Raw genomic sequence first — 18,001 nt, 5'->3', positions numbered from 1 at the left:
ACCGGCGTGTGCTCGGGTGAACCGCACGGGTACGCTCACCCGAGCACGCGAGGCGTCAGCCTCCGGAGACCTTGATGCCAGCGGCTTCGAGTTCCGGCCGGAGCGACTCCATGACTTCTGTCTGCCGCGCGCTTCCGATCGTCAAGTTCCGTTCCTTCACGGCAGCTCGCAGCAGGCCACGCGTGAGTTTGCCGTGCTGGCGACCGGCGGCCCGGCCGATGGCCTTCAGTTCCGCGATGGTCGCCTTCGGAGGACGGCCGCCGACTGGTTTGGCCTTCGGTACCGGGGACGTGGATTCCGCCCGCTCCTCGCCGGAAGCTTGCGGAACCTCGGCGGCAGCGTCCTGCCATCGACCCTCGCCGTGCTCACCGACCGGCCGGTTACGCACAGCTACGGAGCCGATACCGGATGGGGCATCGGTTGGTGCCACAAGCTGGTGGATCTGTCGCATCAGCACGCCGAACGCGACCATCGCGGCGGCCGGAGGGACGGCAGCGACCACGTAGTCGAGGAGCGGAACGCTGCGCTCGTTGTCCGCGCCGCTGACCCCAGCGACGTTCAGTGCGATGGAGCCGACCGATCCGGCAGCGGTCACGGCGACCGCCCAGAGGTCGGTCTTACGCCGGAGCGCAGCCCGCAGCATGAGCAGTTCACCGGCGACGATGAACGCGTCCAGGGTGGCGGGCCAGGCCCATCGGCGGATGGGGGATGCGCCAAGCCCGTGCTGGCCTGCGACATCGGCGAGGTGCGCGTAGGACAGCCAGAACGCTCCGACTGTCAGGGCCACGATGACGATGCCGGCCGCGCCGAGCACGAGCCGCTCTGCGTCGGCACGCTTCGGTCGCTGCTCTTCGGCTGGGACGTCATCTCGGGTCTGCGGTGACGACGTGGTGAGGTGCGGGGCGGTCAAGCGGGAATCTCCTTGGGGGTAATGGGTGAGGGGCGTCTTTGCCGTCTTGTGCGTTGCACGTGCAGGTCAGCGCGGTACGGCAGCGCGCCTGACGTGCCGTCTTGGCGGGAAGCTCTGGCGTCTTGTCCCGACTCGGGACAGGGATGAGGCGGATCCGCCCCGGCTCCTGTCCGGGCGCCTGCATCCGCTGGGACGGCCTGTCGCGGCAGCCGTCCCAGCGAGCAGGACTGTGACCTGCTGCGATACGGCGAAGACGCCCGGGACGGGGCAAGACGGATCTGGACGCCGTACCCCTGCTGGCTGCACGTGCTCAGGCGCGTGCGCTGCCGTCTTGCCCTCGGCTGCCGTCTTGCTGCTGTGTGCCCTGACCTGCACGATCACGGCAGGGACGGCAAGTACGGCAACCAGGGAGGTGGGGGTCAGCTTTCGCCGCGCCGAGCGTCGACCGGGTGGACGGTCGGGCAGTACCGCCGCCAGGCGTCCAGGAACTTGTTGCGCGTGTAGCCCTTGCGCTGAGTCCGGTCGGCCATGCGCACGTTGCCGGGCCGGATGTCGTAGTCGCGCAGCATCCCGCTGAGCTCCCGGGAGGTCAGGCCATAGCGTCCACGCCCTCCCCACGGGGCTTCGGCATCCGCGTTCAGGAGGTGCAGAGGCTGTCCGCCTCCCGCTGCGCGAAGAAGACCCGTCGGATGTCAGAGAGGATCCGCGCCCCACTCGGGTGATCCTCCTCAGCTGCCACCTCGGCCGCGACCATCCGTGCGCACGCGATCCGCGCAAGCCGTGGCCAGCGACCACCGGCCAGGTCCGCGACGATCACCAGAGGCTCCCAGGTGTCAGCGGCTCGATCCTCGACCGGCATCTCCGGCTCCAGGATCGCAGCGTCCTCCAGTAGCGGGAGAGCCCAGGCACGGATACGGTCGCGCAGTTCGTGCAGAGCCGGGATGTCGCGTCGCGAGCGGAAGGGTTTGACCTTCTCGCCCTCGGCCCTGCGGCGCATACGGATGACGACGGATCGATCCATGACGGTGTCCGGCAGGTCACCGATCCCCGCGATGGCCGCCATGGCGAAGGTGGCGAACCTGTGCGGGGTGTGGTCATTGCCAACGACCCGGGTGACGTACCGGCCGCGCTGGTGGCCGGCGTTGAGGAGGCCGCGTGTCTCCTCGTTCTTCTCCGCGACCTTGGGGCCGAAGATGGTGTCGGCCTCGTCCACCAGCAGCGTCGGTGGCTCCTCCTCGTTGATCGAACGGAAGATGGCCGCTGGTGTGGTGTTGATGGTGAGCATCGGCTCGTGGACCGTCTCGGTCAGCACGTCCAGGAGCCGGGACTTTCCACACCGTTTCGCAGGTCCCACCACTGCCAGCCGAGGGGCGTGCTGCCAAGCGGGCTGGAGCTGCGTCGCCGCCACCCAGAGGGTGACCGCGTCCAGGGCCTCGGGAGAGGGCGGAATCACGAACTGGGCTATCTGGGAGCGCAGTTCGTCCAGCAGATTCGAGCCTGGCGTCGGCTCCGCGTCGGGAATGGTCTCCAGGCCCCTTGCCGGGTCCGCCTCGCTGCCGTCAGCCGGACCATCGTGCATCGCCGCTGTGGCATAGGCGGCCTGGGCCGGACCCAGATGAGCGCCGGGCCGGCCGGGGATGGCCGTGGCGGGCCAGGCCGCTCGGGCGGGGGAGGAATAGGAGTCGGGGTTCTCGGGTTGCACTGGGCGGCTCCTCGTCTGGCGGCTGCGGGCTTGCACGCCCTTGTCGCCGGGTCGGATCTCACGGGATTGCTGGGGAGTCCTGGAGCCTCCGGCGTTGCACCGTCGGAGGCTCTCCCTCTTCTCGCCGGGGTCTCGGTACCGCGAGCGACCACGGACAGTACGTCCACGCCGTGCCACAGTCCAGCATTTCTGTGTCAGCTCAGCGCAGAAGGGCCTACGACGCATCACGTGCCTCATGCGGCCAGTCCCAGCAAGGCCAACAGGTCTGCGGTCACCACCCGGTAGGCGTTCCCGAGCCTGAGCACCTTGCACGGGTACTGGCCGCGCTTGGCCAACTCGTAGCCCTTGCTCCGGCCGAGCCCCAACGCACGGTTACCCGTCTCCAGGTCAACGGCCGCCGGGAGTCCCAAAAGCTCCTCGCGACTCATCCCCTTCGCCCCTCCGGCGTCTTCGTTCTGGCGCATGCGCACTCCATCCATGACTGAGCCCACGGCGAACGCGACCTCCGCGTCCGTCTCCAGGTCTTGGAATCAACGCTAAGCGAGCTAATGTGTCTGCATGACACAACGCCGAAGTCACCATGGATCGAGCAAGGCCGACGACGAGGACGACGTCCCGGAGTGGGTGGACCAGGTCATGGCCACCGTGGCCGCCGAGGTCCGCAGACGACGGAAGGAATTGGGTTGGAGCGCACAGGACTTGGCCGACAGATGCGCGGAGATCGGCCATCCGATCCCGCGCAACGTCATCGCCAACATGGAGTCCGGACGCCGCTCCAACCTGCCCTTGGTCGACGTCATGGTGCTGGCCGAGGCGCTGGGCACCCCGCCCATCTGCCTGCTCTATCCCGTGGGCTATGTCGATGACGTGCAGCGGCTCCCGCTGCAGGACTCCACTTCCACTCTGGATGCGCTGCGGTGGTTCACCGGAGAGGAGACCGATCTCGGAGCGGACGACGACATGCTCCGCTACTTCCGAGTCCATCACGCCGCCCAGGAGCAGCTGCGAAGTGCGCGACGCGACGAGGAGTACGCGCGCTACCACGCCCAGACCGCCCCGAATGCCGACCGGAAGGCCGAGGCCCTCCGCTCCCAGGCCCGTGCCGCCGAGGCGGCCGACGACGCCGAAAACCGCCTGCGCAGAGTTCGCGCCTTCATCGAGGAAGAGGGCGCCACACCCCCGCACCTGTGGCACGACGTGGTCCACGTAATCGACTCATCCGGGAGCGATCCCGAAACCAGCGAGGAGAATGATCTTTGAAGGGCTCCACCTACCGCCGCTGCTCCTGCCGCGACCCGAAGACCGGCAGGGAACTAGGCACCTCCTGCCCCAAGCGCAACAGCAGGAACCACTGCACCTACTCCGTACGCCAGGAGCTCTCCCCCCGCGAGGGCGGCAGCCGCCGCTCCTTCGCCCGTGGCGGGTACGGCAGCCTCAAGGCGGCCCAGGCCGACCTCGACCACATACGCGCCCTACTCGGACTCGCCGACTCGGACGACCCCGAGGGCACCGAACTCATCGCCGAGATGCTGGCCGAGGTCAGCCGCGAGCGCTCTCCCCTGCCCGAGGTAGAGGAGACACGGCGGCGCCTCAACGCCGGTCAGGACCTGATCGGCAGCCTGACCGTCGCCGAATGGCTCGACCGGTGGCTGGCAGGCAAGCGCATACGCAAGTCCGGCCTCAACCGCTACGAGACCGATATCCGTGTCCACCTGAAGCCGCGCATCGGCAATCGGCGCCTGGACCGGCTGCGCGTCAGCCACCTCAGCGAGATGTTCACCGACATCCGCGAGGCCAACGCCCAGATCCTGGAGGACAACGCCCAGCGAAGGGCCGCACTCGACGAGTTGGCGACGGTGCCGTGGAAGGGCGTCGGGAACCGGGCTCGTCGCAAGGCCATGAAAGCCGCGATCGACGAGATGCCGCCCTTCCGCCGCGTCACCGGCCCTGCCACGCGGCTGCACGTCAAGGCCACCCTCCGGGCCGCCCTGAACGACGCGATCGGGCAGCAGATCATCACGTTCAACCCGGCCGCCCATGTCGAGATCGACCCCGTGCGCAAGCCGAAGGCGCTCGTGTGGACGGACGAGCGGGTCGCCAAGTGGGAGCAGACCGGCGAGAAGCCGTCACCCGTGATGGTCTGGACGCCGGAACAGACCGGTGCCTTCCTCGACTTCGTCGCCGAGGACCGGCTGTACGCGATGTGGCACCTGATCGCGTTCCGCGGCCTGCGCCGAGGCGAGGCGTGCGGCCAGCCGTGGTCGGAGACGAACCTCGACACCCACTCCCTCACCGTCTCCTCTCAACTCGTCCAGGACGGCTGGGAGGTGGAGGCGTCCGACCCCAAGACCGACAGCGGCTCCCGCGTCGTTGCCCTCGACGACGACACCGTCGACGTCCTGAAGCACCACCGCGAACGGCAGGAAACGGCCCGCGAAGAATGGGGCACAGCCTGGGTCGAGACTGGCCACGTCTTCACCCAGGAAGACGGCTCCTGGCTCCACCCCGGCAAGGTGACCGACCTCTTCGAGCGCCTCGTCGCCGCTTCCGGTCTCCCGCCGATCCGCCTGCACAATCTGCGCCACGGCGCGGCCACCCTCATGCTCGCCGCCGACATCGACATCAAGATCGTGTCGGACACCCTCGGGCACAGCGACACCCGCATCACGCGAGACATCTACCAGAGCGTCCTCCCCCACGTCGGCAAGAGCGCCGCCGAGGCCACCGCGAAGCTCGTCCCCCTCCAGCGGAAGGCCGAGGCCGAGAAGGCCGCGCGCAAGGCCGCGAAGAAGGAGAAGGCCAGGAAGGCTGCGGCCGAGGCGGCCGACGTCGGCAAGGGCAGCAAGGGCGGCGGCAAGCCGAAGAGGGACAAGGCGAAAGCCCAGGCCAAGGCCACCAAGAAGGCCACGCGCCGCAAGCCCAAGAAGTAGGTACCTGAGCGGCTCCGCTCACGCACCGCTCACGCAAGCAACGTCACGGCAACCCGGCCGTGTGACCCGTGATGCCCCGGGCAACAGAAAACCCCAGGTCACGGGCTATGTGACCTGGGGTTCTTCTGAGCCGCCTTCGGGATTCGAACCCGAGACCTACGCATTACGAGTGCGTTGCTCTGGCCAACTGAGCTAAGGCGGCGTGCCCTGTCGCACTATGGTGCGATCAGCAGCGGAGCCAAGTCTACACAGTTTCCGGGGGTGCTCCGCACACGGCACCCCCGGAGGCATCTGTCCTGGTCAGAGTGGGTCAGGTGCACTTCTTGCCGTCGGTGGGCGGGGTGCCCTCCAGGAGGTACGTGTTGATCGCCGTGTCGATGCAGTCGCTGCCCCGGCCGTACGCGGTGTGGCCGTCGCCCTCGTAGGTGAGCAGGGTGCCGGAGGAGAGCTGCTCCGCGAGGGCCTCGGACCACTTGTACGGGGTGGCCGGGTCGCGGGTGGTGCCGACGACGACGATCGGGGCGGCGCCCTTCGCCTCGGTGCGGTGCGGGGTGCCGGTGGCCTTCGTCGGCCAGTACGCGCAGTTCAGGGAGGCCCAGGCGAAGCCGCGCCCGAAGACCGGGGAGGCCTTCTCGAAGTCCGGGACCGCCTTCTCGACCGCGTCGGGGCCGTTGAAGGCGGGCGGCAGGTCGAGGCAGTTCACGGCGGCGTTGGCGAACATCAGGTTCGCGTACTTCCCGTTCGGCTCGCGCTCGTAGTAGCTGTCGGCCAGCGAGAGGAGGCCGGAGCCGTCGCTGCGCTGCGCGCCCTCCAGCGCCTCCCGGAGCTGCGGCCAGGCCGCCTCGTCGTACATCGCGGCGATCACCCCGGTGGTCGCCAGGGACTCGGTCAGCTCGCGGTCGTCGCCGGTCGGGATCGGATTCTCGTCCAGGTCCTTGAAGAGCTGCTTGAGGGCGGTCGCCGCGTCGGCGGTGTTCGTCGTGCCGAGCGGGCAGTCCGGCTGCTTCACGCAGTCCGCGGCGAAGGACTGGAAGGCCCCCTCGAAGCCGGCCGTCTGGTCGCGGTTCATGTCGACGGCCTTCAGGGACGGGTCCATCGCCCCGTCCAGGACGAGGCGTCCGGCCCGCTTCGGGAAGAGGTCCGCGTAGGTCGCGCCCAGGAAGGTGCCGTACGACGCTCCGACGTAATGCAGCTTCTCGTCGCCGAGCAGGGCGCGCAGGACGTCCATGTCGCGGGCCGTGTCGACGGTGGAGACGTACGGCAGGATCTCGCCGGACCGCTTCTCGCAGCCCGCCGCGAACTTCTCGAAGGTGTCGCTGAGCTTCCGGACCTCCGCGTCGTCGTCCGGGGTCTGGTCGACCTGAGTGTAGGCGTCCATCTCCGCACCGGTGAGGCACTCGACGGGCTCGCTGCGGGCCACGCCGCGCGGATCGATGGCCACCATGTCGTAGCGGGCCCGCACCGGGGCGGGGTAGCCGAGGGCCGCGTATCCCTGGAGATAGCCGATCGCGGAGCCGCCGGGGCCGCCCGGGTTCACCAGGAGGGAACCGATCCGCTTGCCGGGGCCGGTGGCCTTCTTACGGGAGACGGCGAGCTCGATGTCCCCGTCGTCCGGCTTGTCGTAGTCCCTCGGCGCCTTCATCGTCGTGCACTCGAACCCCTCCACTCCGCAGTCGCGCCAGCTCAGCTTCTGCGTGTAGTACGACGACAGTCCCTCGGGAGCAGCGGTGCCGGTGGCCGAAGCGTTCGGCGACGAGCCGCTGCTGCTGCAGCCGGAGATGAGCAGGCCGGCAGTGCCGATCCCGATGGCGAAGGTGCGGAGCAGGCGCCTGGTATCCATTCAGGGAGCGTATCCGGCGGGTGACGAGTCGTCCGATTCCCTGCTCATTCGGGTGAACAGGCCCACGTAACTGAACAGTGCCCCGCAGCTGAACAGTGCCCCGCAGCTGAACAGGCCCCGGGAAGCCTCAGCCCGCCCGCAGCGCCATCGTCATCGCCTCCACCGCCAGCAGCGGCGCCACATTGCGGTCCATCGCCTCCCGGCAGGCGATCACCGACTCGATCCTGCGCAGGGTCTGCGCGGGCGTCGAGGACTCCGCGATCCGGTCGAGGGAGTCCTGCACGTCGACATTGGCGATGGCCAGCTTCGAGCCGAGCTGGAGCGCCAGCACATCGCGGTAGAACCCGGTCAGCTCGGTCAGGGCCAGGTCCAGGCTGTCGCGCTGCGTACGCGTCTTGCGGCGCTTCTGCTTGTCCTCCAGCTCCTTCATTGCGCCCGCCGTACCGCGCGGCATCCGGCCCCCGGCCACCCCGCCGAGCGCCGCCTTGAGGTCCTCGGTCTCCTTGACGTCGACCTCCTCCGCCATCTGCTTGGCGTCGTCGGTCGCCGTGTCGATCAGCTCCTGGGCCGCCTTGAGGCAGCCGCCCACGTCGGCGACCCGCAGCGGAACCTTCAGCACTGCCGCCCGCCGCGCCCGCGCCCGCTCGTCAGTGGCGAGGCGGCGGGCCCGCCCGATGTGTCCCTGGGTCGCGCGCGCCGCGGAGTGCGCCCGCTCGGGGTCGACGCCGTCACGGCGGATCAGGACGTCGGCCACGGCCTCCACCGGCGGGGTGCTCAGGGTGAGGTGCCGGCAGCGGGAACGGATCGTGGGCAGGACGTCTTCGAGCGAGGGAGCGCACAGCATCCACACCGTGCGCGGCGCGGGCTCCTCGACGGCCTTCAGCAGGACGTTGCCCGCGCCCTCGGTGAGGCGGTCGGCGTCCTCCATGACGATGACCTGCCACCGCCCGACCGCCGGCGAGAGCTGGGCGCGCCGGACCAGGTCCCGGGTCTCCTTCACGCCGATGGAGAGCAGATCCGTGCGGATGACCTGGACGTCGGCGTGCGTACCGATCAGGCTCGTGTGGCAGCCGTCGCAGAAGCCGCAGCCGGGGGCTCCGCCCAGCGCCCGGTCCGGGCTCGTGCACTGGAGCGCGGCGGCGAACGCCCGCGCCGCCGTGGAGCGGCCGGAACCGGGTGGTCCGGTGAACAGCCAGGCGTGCGTCATTTTCGAACCCTGGTCCAGCGGCTTGCCGTCGGACACGGCCGTGACCAGCGCATCGGCGTCCCGGGCGGCAGCGGCGAGCTGTTCCTGCACTCGGTCCTGTCCGACCAGGTCGTCCCATACGGTCATCGGTCACCGCCCTTCCGGTGGTGTCGTGCACGGCCCGCGAACCGCGGTGCGTCGTCGCTCTCCATTGGTCGCTCTCCATTGTGGGGGACGCCACTGACAGTCCGGCCCGCCCGCCCCCGGAGGGACGGACGGGCCGGTACGTCACTGCGGCGCCGCGGCGGGCGCGTCAGCCGCGCGGGCGGCGTCCCCGGCCCCCGCGGTCCTCGTCGTCCTGGCCGCCGAGGAGCTCGTCCGCCAGGGTCGGCAGATCGTCCAGCGGGGTCTCCTCCGCCCAGTCCGGGCGAGGGCGCTTGCGGCGGCCCTGCTTCCGGTCAGGGGCCGGGGCGTTCGGGTCCTCGACCTGCGGCAGTTCCCGGGTGCGCTCGTTCTCGCTCTCCGCGGGCGAGGGCGCCGGGCTCTCGTCCCGGAAGAAGCCCTGGGGCATCCGGTCGGAGGGCTGGTCGTCGCGCACCGGCGGCAGCACGGCCGTCTCGTCCGCGTCCCGGGCCTGCTGACGGTCCGCCGGCCGCTGATCCGTGACGCGCGGCAGCAACGCCGTCTCGTCGTCCCCGGAACCGTAGCCGGAACCGGATTCAGAACCGGAGCGGGATCCAGAACCGGAACCGGAACCGGAACGTCCACCCGAACCCGTCCCCGTACCCGAACCCGAGCCCGCACCAGCACCAGCACCCGTCCCCGTCCCCGTGCCGGAAGAACGCTCGCCCTCCGGCCGGGCCGTCGGAACCGGCTGCGTGATCTCGTTCGGGTTCACGATCGGCGTGGGCACCGTCAGCTCGTTCTCCGGAACGGACGGGCCCTCCGACCGCGAGGCCGTCTCCGCACGGGACGCCCGCGCCGCCTCAGCCCGCGCCGCCTCAGCCCGCGCCGCCTCAGCCCGCGCCGCCTCAGCCCGCGCCGCCTCAGCCCGCTCGGCCTCGGCCCGCGCCGCCTCCGTACGGGCGGCCGCCTCGACCTCGGCCCGGCGGCGGGCCTCCTCGGCGCGCATCAAGGCCTCTTCGGCCTTGCGCTGCTTCTCCAGCCGCTGTGCCTCGGCCTCCTGGCGCTGCCGGGCCTCCTCCTCGGCCTTCAGGCGCAGCCGCTCCTGCTCGGCCGCACGGACCCGCTCCTCGGCCTCCAGCCGGAGCCGGTCCTCCTCGGCGCGGCGGCGGGCCTCCTCGGCGCGCTGCCGGGCCTCCTCCGCCTGGCGTTCGGCCTCGCGGCGGCGGGCTTCCTCCAGCTCGCGCTGCTTGCGCTCCTCCTCTTCGGCGCGCAGCCGGGCGAGCTGCTCCTGGCGCTCCTTCTCCAGGCGCTCCTCCTCGGCCTTGCGCGCGGCCTCTTCCTCCGCCTTGCGCCGGGCTTCCTCCTCGGCCTGGCGCCGGGCCTCCTCGATGGCCTCGATCTCGGCCTCGGAGAGCGGAAGGAGCTGGTCGAGCCGGTGACGTACGACCGTGGTGATCGACTCCGGCTCCTGGCCGGCGTCCACCACCAGATAGCGGGTCGGGTCAGCGGCGGCCAGGGTCAGGAACCCGGACCGTACCCGCTCGTGGAACTCCGCCGGCTCCGACTCCAGCCGGTCCGGCGCCTCCGTGAACCGCTCCCGCGCGGTCGCCGGGTCGACGTCCAGCAGCACCGTCAGATGCGGTACGAGGCCACTCGTCGCCCACCGCGAGATCCGGGCGATCTCGGTCGGGGCCAGGTCCCGGCCCGCGCCCTGGTAGGCGACGGACGAGTCGATGTAGCGGTCGGAGATGACGATCGCGCCGCGCTCCAGCGCCGGGCGGACGACGGAGTCGACGTGCTCGGCGCGGTCGGCGGCGTACAGCAGGGCCTCGGCCCTGTTGGACAGACCGGCGGACGAGACGTCCAGCAGGATCGACCGCAGCCGCTTGCCGACCGGGGTGGCCCCGGGCTCGCGGGTGACGACGACCTCGTGGCCCTTGGACCGGATCCAGTCGGCGAGCGCCTCAACCTGGGTCGACTTGCCCGCTCCGTCGCCGCCCTCCAGGGCGAGGAAGAAGCCGGTGGCCGCGGGCGCGACCGCCGGGTCGCCGCCGCGCAGCGCCTCGCGCAGGTCCCGGCGCAGCGGCACACCCGCCCGGTCGTCCGTCTTGGCGAGGACGAGAGCGGCGACGGGCAGCAGCAGCGCGCCGAGCAGCATCAGAGTGAAGGCGGCCCCGCCGTGGGCGAAGACGAAGTCACCGGCGACCAGGCGGTGCCGGCCGATCGCGGCGGCCAGCAACGGGCCCGCGACCGCGCCGAGCGCGACAAGCACCCGGACGACGGCCTGGAGGTGCTCGGTGGTCCGGGCCTGCCGGAACGCCTCGGTCTCCTGGTCGATCAGGGTGTGCCCGGTGTTGGCGGCGACCCCGGCGGCGTACCCGGCGAGCAGGGCGATGGCGATCCCGGTCGCGGTGTCCGGCACCAGGCCGAGCGCGAGGAGCGCGAGGCCGGTGACCATGACGGCCAGCGCCAGCAGGCGGCGGCGCGACAGGGTGGGCAGTACGTGGCGTGCGGTGCGTATACCGAGGGCGGTGCCGCCGGTCAGTCCGAGAATCAGCAGCGCGAACGTGGCGGGCCCGCCGCCGAGATCGTAGGCGTGCAGGACGGAGACGGCCGCGGCCGCGGCGACGGCTCCGGCGACGGCCGCGCAGACCGCGACCAGCAGGGGGACCGCGCCGGTGCGGCCCTTGTCGGGGCCGGTGCCGGTGGCGGGACGGCGCAGGCCCTCCAGCGGGGAGCGCGGCCGGGGCGTCCGGTCGGCGGGGAAGTCCAGGAAGTACAGGGTGGAGATGGAGGCGGAGAAGAGACCCGCCGCGACATAGGACCCCAGGGCCGCCTGGTGGAAGGAGAACCACTCCAGGCCGGAGCCGAGAAGGTTGCCGACCAGCGTGGCGACCAGCAGGGCCACCGCGGCGGCGGGCACCGCGAGGAAGTTCGTGCGCAGCGAAAGGCGGCGCAGGGCGTCGAGATGGTCGGGCAGGGGGCGTACGGCCGCGCCTTCGGGGGGCGGGCCCGGCAGCAGCGCCGGGGCGGCGCTGTCCTTGGCCACGGCCCACAGGCGCTCACCGGCGCCGGTCACGAAGACGGTGATGAGGACCATCATGAGCGCCTTGTCGGGCGTCCAGTCGATCCACAGCGGGGCGACGACCAGCAGCGCCAGGCGCAGCCCGTCCACCCCGATCATCAGCCATCGCCGGTCCAGCTTTCCGCCGGGCCCCGTGAGGGACGTCAGCGGTCCCAGGAGTACGGCTCCGAAGAACAGGGTGGAAAGGATCCGGGCACCGAAGACGGCGGCGACGGCGAAGGCCGCCCCGCGGTATCCGGTGCCGAATGAGCCCTCAAGGACCGCCGCTTGCAGCGACAGCAGCACCAGCACGAGAAGGGCGAGTGCATCGCCGATACCGCCGACGAGCTGGGCACTCCACAACCGCTTCAGCGGGGGAATGCGCAACAGGGCCCGTACGGCGCGCTCGCGTGAGTCTGCGGCAAGTGTGTCGGAGGTGGGGCTCACGACCGTTGGCTGCTCGGCTCGCGTCATCCGCCCAGCCTATCGGCAGCGGTGCGGTGACTGTCGGCCCGTCCGAACATATGGCCGTAGACAGTTTCCGGCCAGGCCTCACACCCGGCTTGAACCGCCGCCGCCCGGCACCTGGATCACGGGGATCCGGGCGCCGGGCGGGGTGCTGTCCGCTCGATGAGGCCGTCAGTCGTCCGACGGGGCGGAGGCCGAGGCCGTCTTCTTCGTAGCCGTCGTCTTCTTGGCGGCGGTCTTCGTGGCCGTCGCCTTCTTGGCCGTCGTCGTCTTCGTCGCCGTGGTCTTCTTGGCGGCCGCGGTCTTGGTGGCCGTCGTCTTCTTCGCGGCCGTCTTCTTGGCCGTCGCCTTCTTCGCGGGCGCCTTCTTGGCCGTCTTCTTCTTGGCGGGCCCCTTGGCGCGCTTCTCGGCGAGCAGCTCGTAGCCGCGCTCGGGCGTGATCTCCTCGACGCTGTCACCGGTCCGCAGCGTCGCGTTGGTCTCGCCGTCGGTGACGTACGCGCCGAAGCGGCCGTCCTTCACCACGACCGGCGCACCGCTGACCGGGTCGGTGCCCAGCTCCTTCAGCGGCGGCTTGGCCGCGGCCCGGCCGCGCTGCTTGGGCTGGGCGTAGATCGCGAGGGCCTCTTCGAGGGTGATGTCGAAGAGCTGGTCCTCGGAGGTCAGCGACCGGGAGTCGGTGCCCTTCTTCAGATACGGGCCGTAGCGGCCGTTCTGCGCGGTGATCTCGACACCCTCGGCGTCCTCGCCGACGACGCGCGGCAGCGACATCAGCTTGAGGGCGTCGGCGAGGGTGACCGTGTCCAGGGACATGGTCTTGAAGAGGGAGGCGGTCCGCGGCTTCACCGCGTTCTTGCCGGTCTTCGGCGTCCCCTCGGGCAGCACCTCGGTGACGTACGGGCCGTAGCGGCCGTCCTTGGCGATGATCTGGTTGCCGGTCACCGGGTCGGCGCCCAGCTCGAAGTCGCCGCTGGGCTTGGCCAGCAGCTCCTCAGCCAGCTCGACGGTCAGCTCGTCGGGGGCGAGGTCCTCGGGCACGTCGGCACGCTGGTGGCCCTCGGCGTCCTTCTCGCCCCGCTCGATGTAGGGGCCGTAGCGGCCGACGCGGAGCTTGATGTCGTTGCCGACGGGGAAGGACGAGATCTCCCGGGCGTCGATCGCGCCGAGGTCGGTGACCAGTGCCTTCAGGCCGCCTAGGTGGTCGCCGTCGCCGTTGCCCGCGTCGGAGGCCGCTCCCGCCGCGGCGGTGTCGTCACCGGGCTGGGCGCCGAAGTAGAAGCGTTTGAGCCACGGCACGGACTGGGCCTCGCCCCGCGAGATGCGGTCGAGGTCGTCCTCCATGCGGGCGGTGAAGTCGTAGTCGACGAGCCGGCCGAAGTGCTTCTCCAGCAGGTTGACCACGGCGAAGGACAGGAAGGACGGGACGAGTGCCGTGCCCTTCTTGAAGACGTAACCGCGATCCAGGATGGTCCCGATGATCGAGGCGTACGTGGAGGGGCGGCCGATCTCGCGCTCTTCCAGCTCCTTGACCAGCGAGGCCTCGGTGTAGCGGGCCGGGGGCTTGGTGGCGTGCCCGTCGACCGTGATCTCGTCGGCGGACAGCGCGTCGCCCTCGGCGACCTGCGGCAGCCGGCGCTCGCGGTCGTCCAGCTCGGCGTTCGGGTCGTCGGCGCCTTCGACGTACGCCTTCATGAAGCCGTGGAAGGTGATCGTCTTGCCGGACGCGGAGAACTCGGCGTCGCGGCCGTCGCTCGCCCGGCCGCCGATCTTGACGGTGACGGAGTTACCGGTCGCGTCCTTCATCTGGGAGGCGACGGTCCGCTTCCAGATCAGCTCGTAGAGCCGGAACTGGTCGCCGGTGAGCCCGGTCTCGGCGGGGGTGCGGAAGCGGTCGCCGGAGGGGCGGATCGCCTCGTGCGCCTCCTGCGCGTTCTTGACCTTGCCGGCGTACGTACGCGGCTTGTCGGGCAGGTAGCTCGCCCCGTACAGCTGCGTGACCTGAGCCCGGGCCGCGGAGACCGCGGTGTCCGAGAGGGTCGTGGAGTCGGTACGCATATAGGTGATGAAGCCGTTCTCGTACAGCTTCTGCGCCACCTGCATGGTCGCCTTGGCCCCGAAGCCCAGCTTGCGGCTCGCCTCCTGCTGGAGGGTCGTGGTCCGGAAGGGGGCGTACGGGGAGCGGCGGTACGGCTTCGACTCGACGGACCGGACCGCGAAGGAGGAGTCGGCGAGCGCGGCGGCGAGCGCGCGGGCGTTCGTCTCGTCCAGGTGCAGGGTCTGGGCGGAGCCGGCCTTGAGCTGCCCGTCGGGGCCGAAGTCGCGGCCCTGGGCGATGCGGCGGCCGTCGACCGCGCTGAGGCGGGCGGTCAGGGTCGAGGGGTCGGAGGCGTCACCGGTGCGGCCGGTGGCGAACTTTCCGGTCAGGTCCCAGTATTCGGCGGAGCGGAAGGCGATGCGCTCGCGCTCCCGCTCGACGACGAGGCGGGTGGCGACGGACTGGACGCGGCCCGCCGAGAGCTTCGGCATGACCTTCTTCCACAGGACCGGCGAGACTTCGTAGCCGTAGAGGCGGTCGAGAATACGGCGGGTCTCCTGGGCGTCGACCATGCGCTGGTTCAGCTCGCGCGGGTTGGCGACGGCGGCCCGGATCGCGTCCTTGGTGATCTCGTGGAAGACCATCCGGTGGACCGGGACCTTGGGCCGCAGGACTTCCTGGAGGTGCCACGCGATGGCTTCGCCCTCGCGGTCCTCATCGGTGGCGAGGAAGAGTTCGTCGGACTCGGCCAGCAGCTGCTTGAGCTTCCTGACCTGGGCCTTCTTGTCGGCGTTGACGACATAGATGGGCTGGAAGTCGTGTTCGACGTCCACCCCGAGGCGGCGTACCTCGCCGGTGTACTCGTCCGGGACCTCGGCCGCGCCGTTCGGGAGGTCGCGGATGTGCCCGACGCTCGCCTCGACGACGTATCCGGGGCCGAGATAGCCCTTGATCGTCTTCGCCTTGGCAGGCGACTCGACGATGACGAGTCGGCGGCCGCCCTGTGCGGTCTCGCTGGTCGGGGACAACTTCGCTCTTCTCTCCGGTCGACACTCGATGGGCATGCGGGGCAGCGTCATGACGCTGCACGCGGTGCTGTCGCTGCGGAGTGTGACGGTACAACCCGCCCCCGTGTCAAACGGCAAAAGCCCGCAACGGCCACTCGAACGGTAACCCGACTTCCGCCATTCCTGCCGCCCGGACCGCCGGGTCCGGGCCACGCGGGGCTTCGGCCTGCGGCTTTTCGGAGGGGGTCGCGGTGTGCGCCGGAGAACCTGTCGGGCCGGGCGTCGCCCGGCCGGGGACGGGGATCAGACGAGCGTGAAGACCCACACGCCGAGGCCGAGGAAAACTACGCCGAAGAGCGTCGTGAGCGCGGTGGAGGCGACGGGGCTCACACCGTGCGCCACCGGCGCGCGGTGCAGGGCTCGCGCCCCTGTCCAGATCAGGAGGGCGGCGCCGAACAGCGCCAGGGCCGTACCGGCGAAGACTGCTGAGACGCTCTCCATGTCTACCCCTAGACCGTCGCATGACCCGTCGCACGACTCGTCGGGGAGCCGCCCGGGACGGGCCGGCCGGCCCGTCGGATCCGGACCTCGGCGGTCCGGCACGGGGAGGTTGTCACTCCGGGGCATCGCCCACACGAACCCCGGGTGAACAGCACTCCCCCGCCGACGGGCGGAACTCCTTCGGCGGTACGGGCAGGGGCCGAGGGCGGGCCTGGGGCGTGTCCGTGACCGGAATGTGCGGGCCGGGCGCGCCGTGGGAGGGCGTGGACACGAACGCGCTGGTTGATAAGGACAGCGGCCCCGGGCAACGACCACCACCGGCCGGTACCGGAAGGCACTCGGGACGGGGACGCCCCGCATACCGGGCCGGTACCGGAAGGCGCCCGAGACCGAGAGGCTCGGATACCGGGAGGCGCCCGGGCCGCATTCGGACAGGCGGGGCGGCGGCCGCCCGGTGGGCCGGGACAACCGACATCGAGAGTCCCGGCCGCCGCGGGCACCCGGGCGCCCGGGACAACCGGCACACGGGTGCCCGGGGCAGCGAACACCTGGTGTTCGGGGCAGCGGACACCTGGCTGTCCGGGGCAGCGGACACCTGGCTGTCCGGGGCGCCCCTCTCCCGCCCCTCCGCCGCGTCCGGCCTACTCCCCCCGCGTCACGGCTCCGGGCGCCGGCTCCAGGAAGCCCTCCTCGACCAGCAGCCGGATGGCCTGCGGAGTCCGGTCGCGCAGGAGCACCGGGTCCTCCGCCATCAACTGCGCGATGGCGTCCAGGATCCGCCCGGCGGGCAGCGAGCCGTCGCACACGCCCGCGAACCCGGCGGCCACCGCGTCGACCTTGGTCGCCCGCATCATGCCCCGGTGCTGACGCAGCACCACATGCTCGGGGTCCTCCGCGCCCGGCAGGCCGACCTGCTCCTGCACGACCTCGGCGGCGAGGGTGAAGTGCCCGGCGAGCAGCGCCGCGTCGTCCTGGTCGCGGAGGTAGTCCTGGCGGGCGAAGTGCTCCTGGACGGTCCGGCCGAGCGGCTGCTGCACCGCGTGCGGCCACTCCTCGACGACGATCGAGGGGTTACCGGCCGTCGCCTCGGCGGACTTGCGCAGGGTGATCCAGCCGAACCCGACGGACGTGGTGCCCCGGGCCTCGAACTCGTCGAGCCACGCCTCGTACCGCTCGTCGTACTCGGCCGGGTCGCTACGGTGGTCACCGCTGTCCCGCAGCCACAGCTCGGCGTACTGCGTGACGTCCTGGACCTCGCGCTGCACGATCCAGGCGTCGCAGCCGTACGGCACCCAGGAGCGGAGCCGGTCCTGCCACTCCTCGCCCTCCACGTGCTGCCAGTTGGCGAGGAACTGCGCGTATCCCCCGTCGTTCAGATGGTCGCCCGCCTGCTGCACGAGCGTGCGGCACAGATCGTCACCGCCCATGCCGCCGTCCCGGTAGGTGAGGCGGGCGCCGGGCGAGATGACGAACGGCGGGTTGGAAACGATCAGGTCGAACGTGTCCGAGCCCACCGGCTCGAAGAGGGATCCCTCGCGCAGATCGGCGGGGGCGGCGCCGGACAGGGCGAGGGTGAGCCGGGTGAACTCCAGGGCGCGGGGGTTGAGGTCGGTGGCGGTGACCCGGGTCGCGTGCTGGGCGGCGTGCAGCGCCTGGATGCCGGAGCCCGTACCGAGGTCGAGCGCCGAGGCGACCGGCGTACGCACGGTGATCCCGGCGAGGGTGGTGGAGGCCCCGCCGACGCCGAGGACGACGCCCTCCTCGCGCGAGCCGATCCCGCCGGCACCGCCGACCGCGCAGCCGAGGTCGGACACGATGAACCAGTCCTCGCCGTCCGGCCCCCCGTACGGCCGTACGTCGACGCACGCGCGGACCTCCCCGCCCGCGCCGCTCTCGCGGGTCGCCCAGCCGTCCGCGACGCACTCGTCCAGCGGCAGGGCTTCACGGGCCTGCTCCTCGGCGACGGGGCGCTGCAGAAGGAACAGCCGCACCAGCGTGTCGAGCGGGGTGTCGCCCCGGGTGGCCCGCAGGGCGGGGACGGTCTCGCTGCGGGCGAGGGCGGCGTAGGCGGGCGCGCCGAGGCGGTCGAGGAGCCCGTCCGCGGTGAAGTCCGCGGCGAGCAGGGCCTCACGGAGGGCGGCGGCGTGGTCGGGTGCGGGAAGGCTGCTCTTACTCACCCACCCATTGTGTCCGGTCCCACCGACAACGGCAGCGGCCCGGACACCCACCGGG

The 18,001-nt window shown here is 71.3% G+C and carries 10 protein-coding genes, 1 tRNA gene and 1 pseudogene; 2 read left to right on the top strand and 10 right to left on the bottom strand.

What is annotated here, in order from left to right; translation table 11 throughout:
• Nucleotides 1–55 precede the first annotated feature (55 nt).
• From ACFWM7_RS22470 to ACFWM7_RS22460, 3 genes and pseudogenes are all read right to left on the bottom strand, one after another.
• Entirely contained in the window at nucleotides 56–910 is an 855-nt protein-coding gene (locus tag ACFWM7_RS22470; RefSeq protein WP_383263245.1) for a DUF2637 domain-containing protein, read from the bottom strand.
• A 419-nt stretch (nucleotides 911–1,329) separates the two neighbouring features.
• A pseudogene (locus ACFWM7_RS22465) lies at nucleotides 1,330–2,612 on the bottom strand (DUF3631 domain-containing protein).
• Nucleotides 2,613–2,845: 233 nt separating this feature from the next.
• Nucleotides 2,846–3,076 carry a hypothetical protein gene (locus ACFWM7_RS22460; RefSeq protein ID WP_037630553.1) on the bottom strand — a complete coding sequence of 77 codons (231 nt, stop codon included), beginning with the start codon at nucleotides 3,074–3,076 and terminating at the stop codon, nucleotides 2,846–2,848.
• A 94-nt stretch (nucleotides 3,077–3,170) separates the two neighbouring features.
• On the opposite strand from ACFWM7_RS22460, the gene ACFWM7_RS22455 reads away from it, so the two are divergent.
• Together ACFWM7_RS22455 and ACFWM7_RS22450 are read left to right on the top strand one after the other, a co-directional pair.
• On the top strand, nucleotides 3,171–3,872 hold the full coding sequence (locus ACFWM7_RS22455) for a helix-turn-helix domain-containing protein (protein ID WP_383263243.1): 702 nt from the start codon (nucleotides 3,171–3,173) through the stop codon (nucleotides 3,870–3,872).
• Entirely contained in the window at nucleotides 3,869–5,542 is a 1,674-nt protein-coding gene (locus ACFWM7_RS22450) for a tyrosine-type recombinase/integrase (protein WP_383263242.1), read from the top strand. The genes ACFWM7_RS22455 and ACFWM7_RS22450 overlap by 4 nt, the downstream gene beginning before the upstream one ends.
• Nucleotides 5,543–5,670: 128 nt before the next feature.
• Here the strand turns inward: ACFWM7_RS22450 and ACFWM7_RS22445 are convergent.
• The 7 genes from ACFWM7_RS22445 to ACFWM7_RS22415 form a co-directional block, all read right to left on the bottom strand.
• Nucleotides 5,671–5,744 (bottom strand) — tRNA-Thr (locus ACFWM7_RS22445).
• Between the two features lie 108 nt (nucleotides 5,745–5,852).
• Nucleotides 5,853–7,382 carry an alpha/beta hydrolase gene (locus tag ACFWM7_RS22440; protein WP_383263240.1) on the bottom strand — a complete coding sequence of 510 codons (1,530 nt, stop codon included), beginning with the start codon at nucleotides 7,380–7,382 and terminating at the stop codon, nucleotides 5,853–5,855.
• Between the two features lie 127 nt (nucleotides 7,383–7,509).
• Nucleotides 7,510–8,715, bottom strand: coding sequence for a DNA polymerase III subunit delta' (locus ACFWM7_RS22435; protein ID WP_383263238.1), 1,206 nt, complete (start codon nucleotides 8,713–8,715; stop codon nucleotides 7,510–7,512).
• Nucleotides 8,716–8,881: 166 nt separating this feature from the next.
• Nucleotides 8,882–12,232 carry a dTMP kinase gene (gene tmk, locus ACFWM7_RS22430; RefSeq protein ID WP_383263237.1) on the bottom strand — a complete coding sequence of 1,117 codons (3,351 nt, stop codon included), beginning with the start codon at nucleotides 12,230–12,232 and terminating at the stop codon, nucleotides 8,882–8,884.
• Nucleotides 12,233–12,397: 165 nt separating this feature from the next.
• Complete coding sequence (gene topA / locus ACFWM7_RS22425; RefSeq protein WP_383263235.1) at nucleotides 12,398–15,289, bottom strand: type I DNA topoisomerase; 2,892 nt, start codon at nucleotides 15,287–15,289, stop codon at nucleotides 12,398–12,400.
• A 282-nt stretch (nucleotides 15,290–15,571) separates the two neighbouring features.
• Nucleotides 15,572–15,769: a hypothetical protein gene (locus tag ACFWM7_RS22420; RefSeq protein ID WP_205081811.1), complete on the bottom strand. Its 198-nt coding sequence runs from the start codon at nucleotides 15,767–15,769 to the stop codon at nucleotides 15,572–15,574.
• A gap of 641 nt (nucleotides 15,770–16,410) precedes the next feature.
• Nucleotides 16,411–17,946 (bottom strand): methyltransferase, encoded by a 1,536-nt coding sequence (locus ACFWM7_RS22415; RefSeq protein WP_383263234.1) that lies wholly within the window; start codon nucleotides 17,944–17,946, stop codon nucleotides 16,411–16,413.
• Nucleotides 17,947–18,001 lie beyond the last annotated feature (55 nt).

This window comes from Streptomyces sp. NPDC058375 (assembly GCF_042723425.1).
Lineage (GTDB): Bacteria > Actinomycetota > Actinomycetes > Streptomycetales > Streptomycetaceae > Streptomyces > Streptomyces durocortorensis.
The sequence above is the reverse complement of the archived record's forward strand: the minus strand, read 5'-3'. Positions and strand labels throughout refer to the sequence as shown.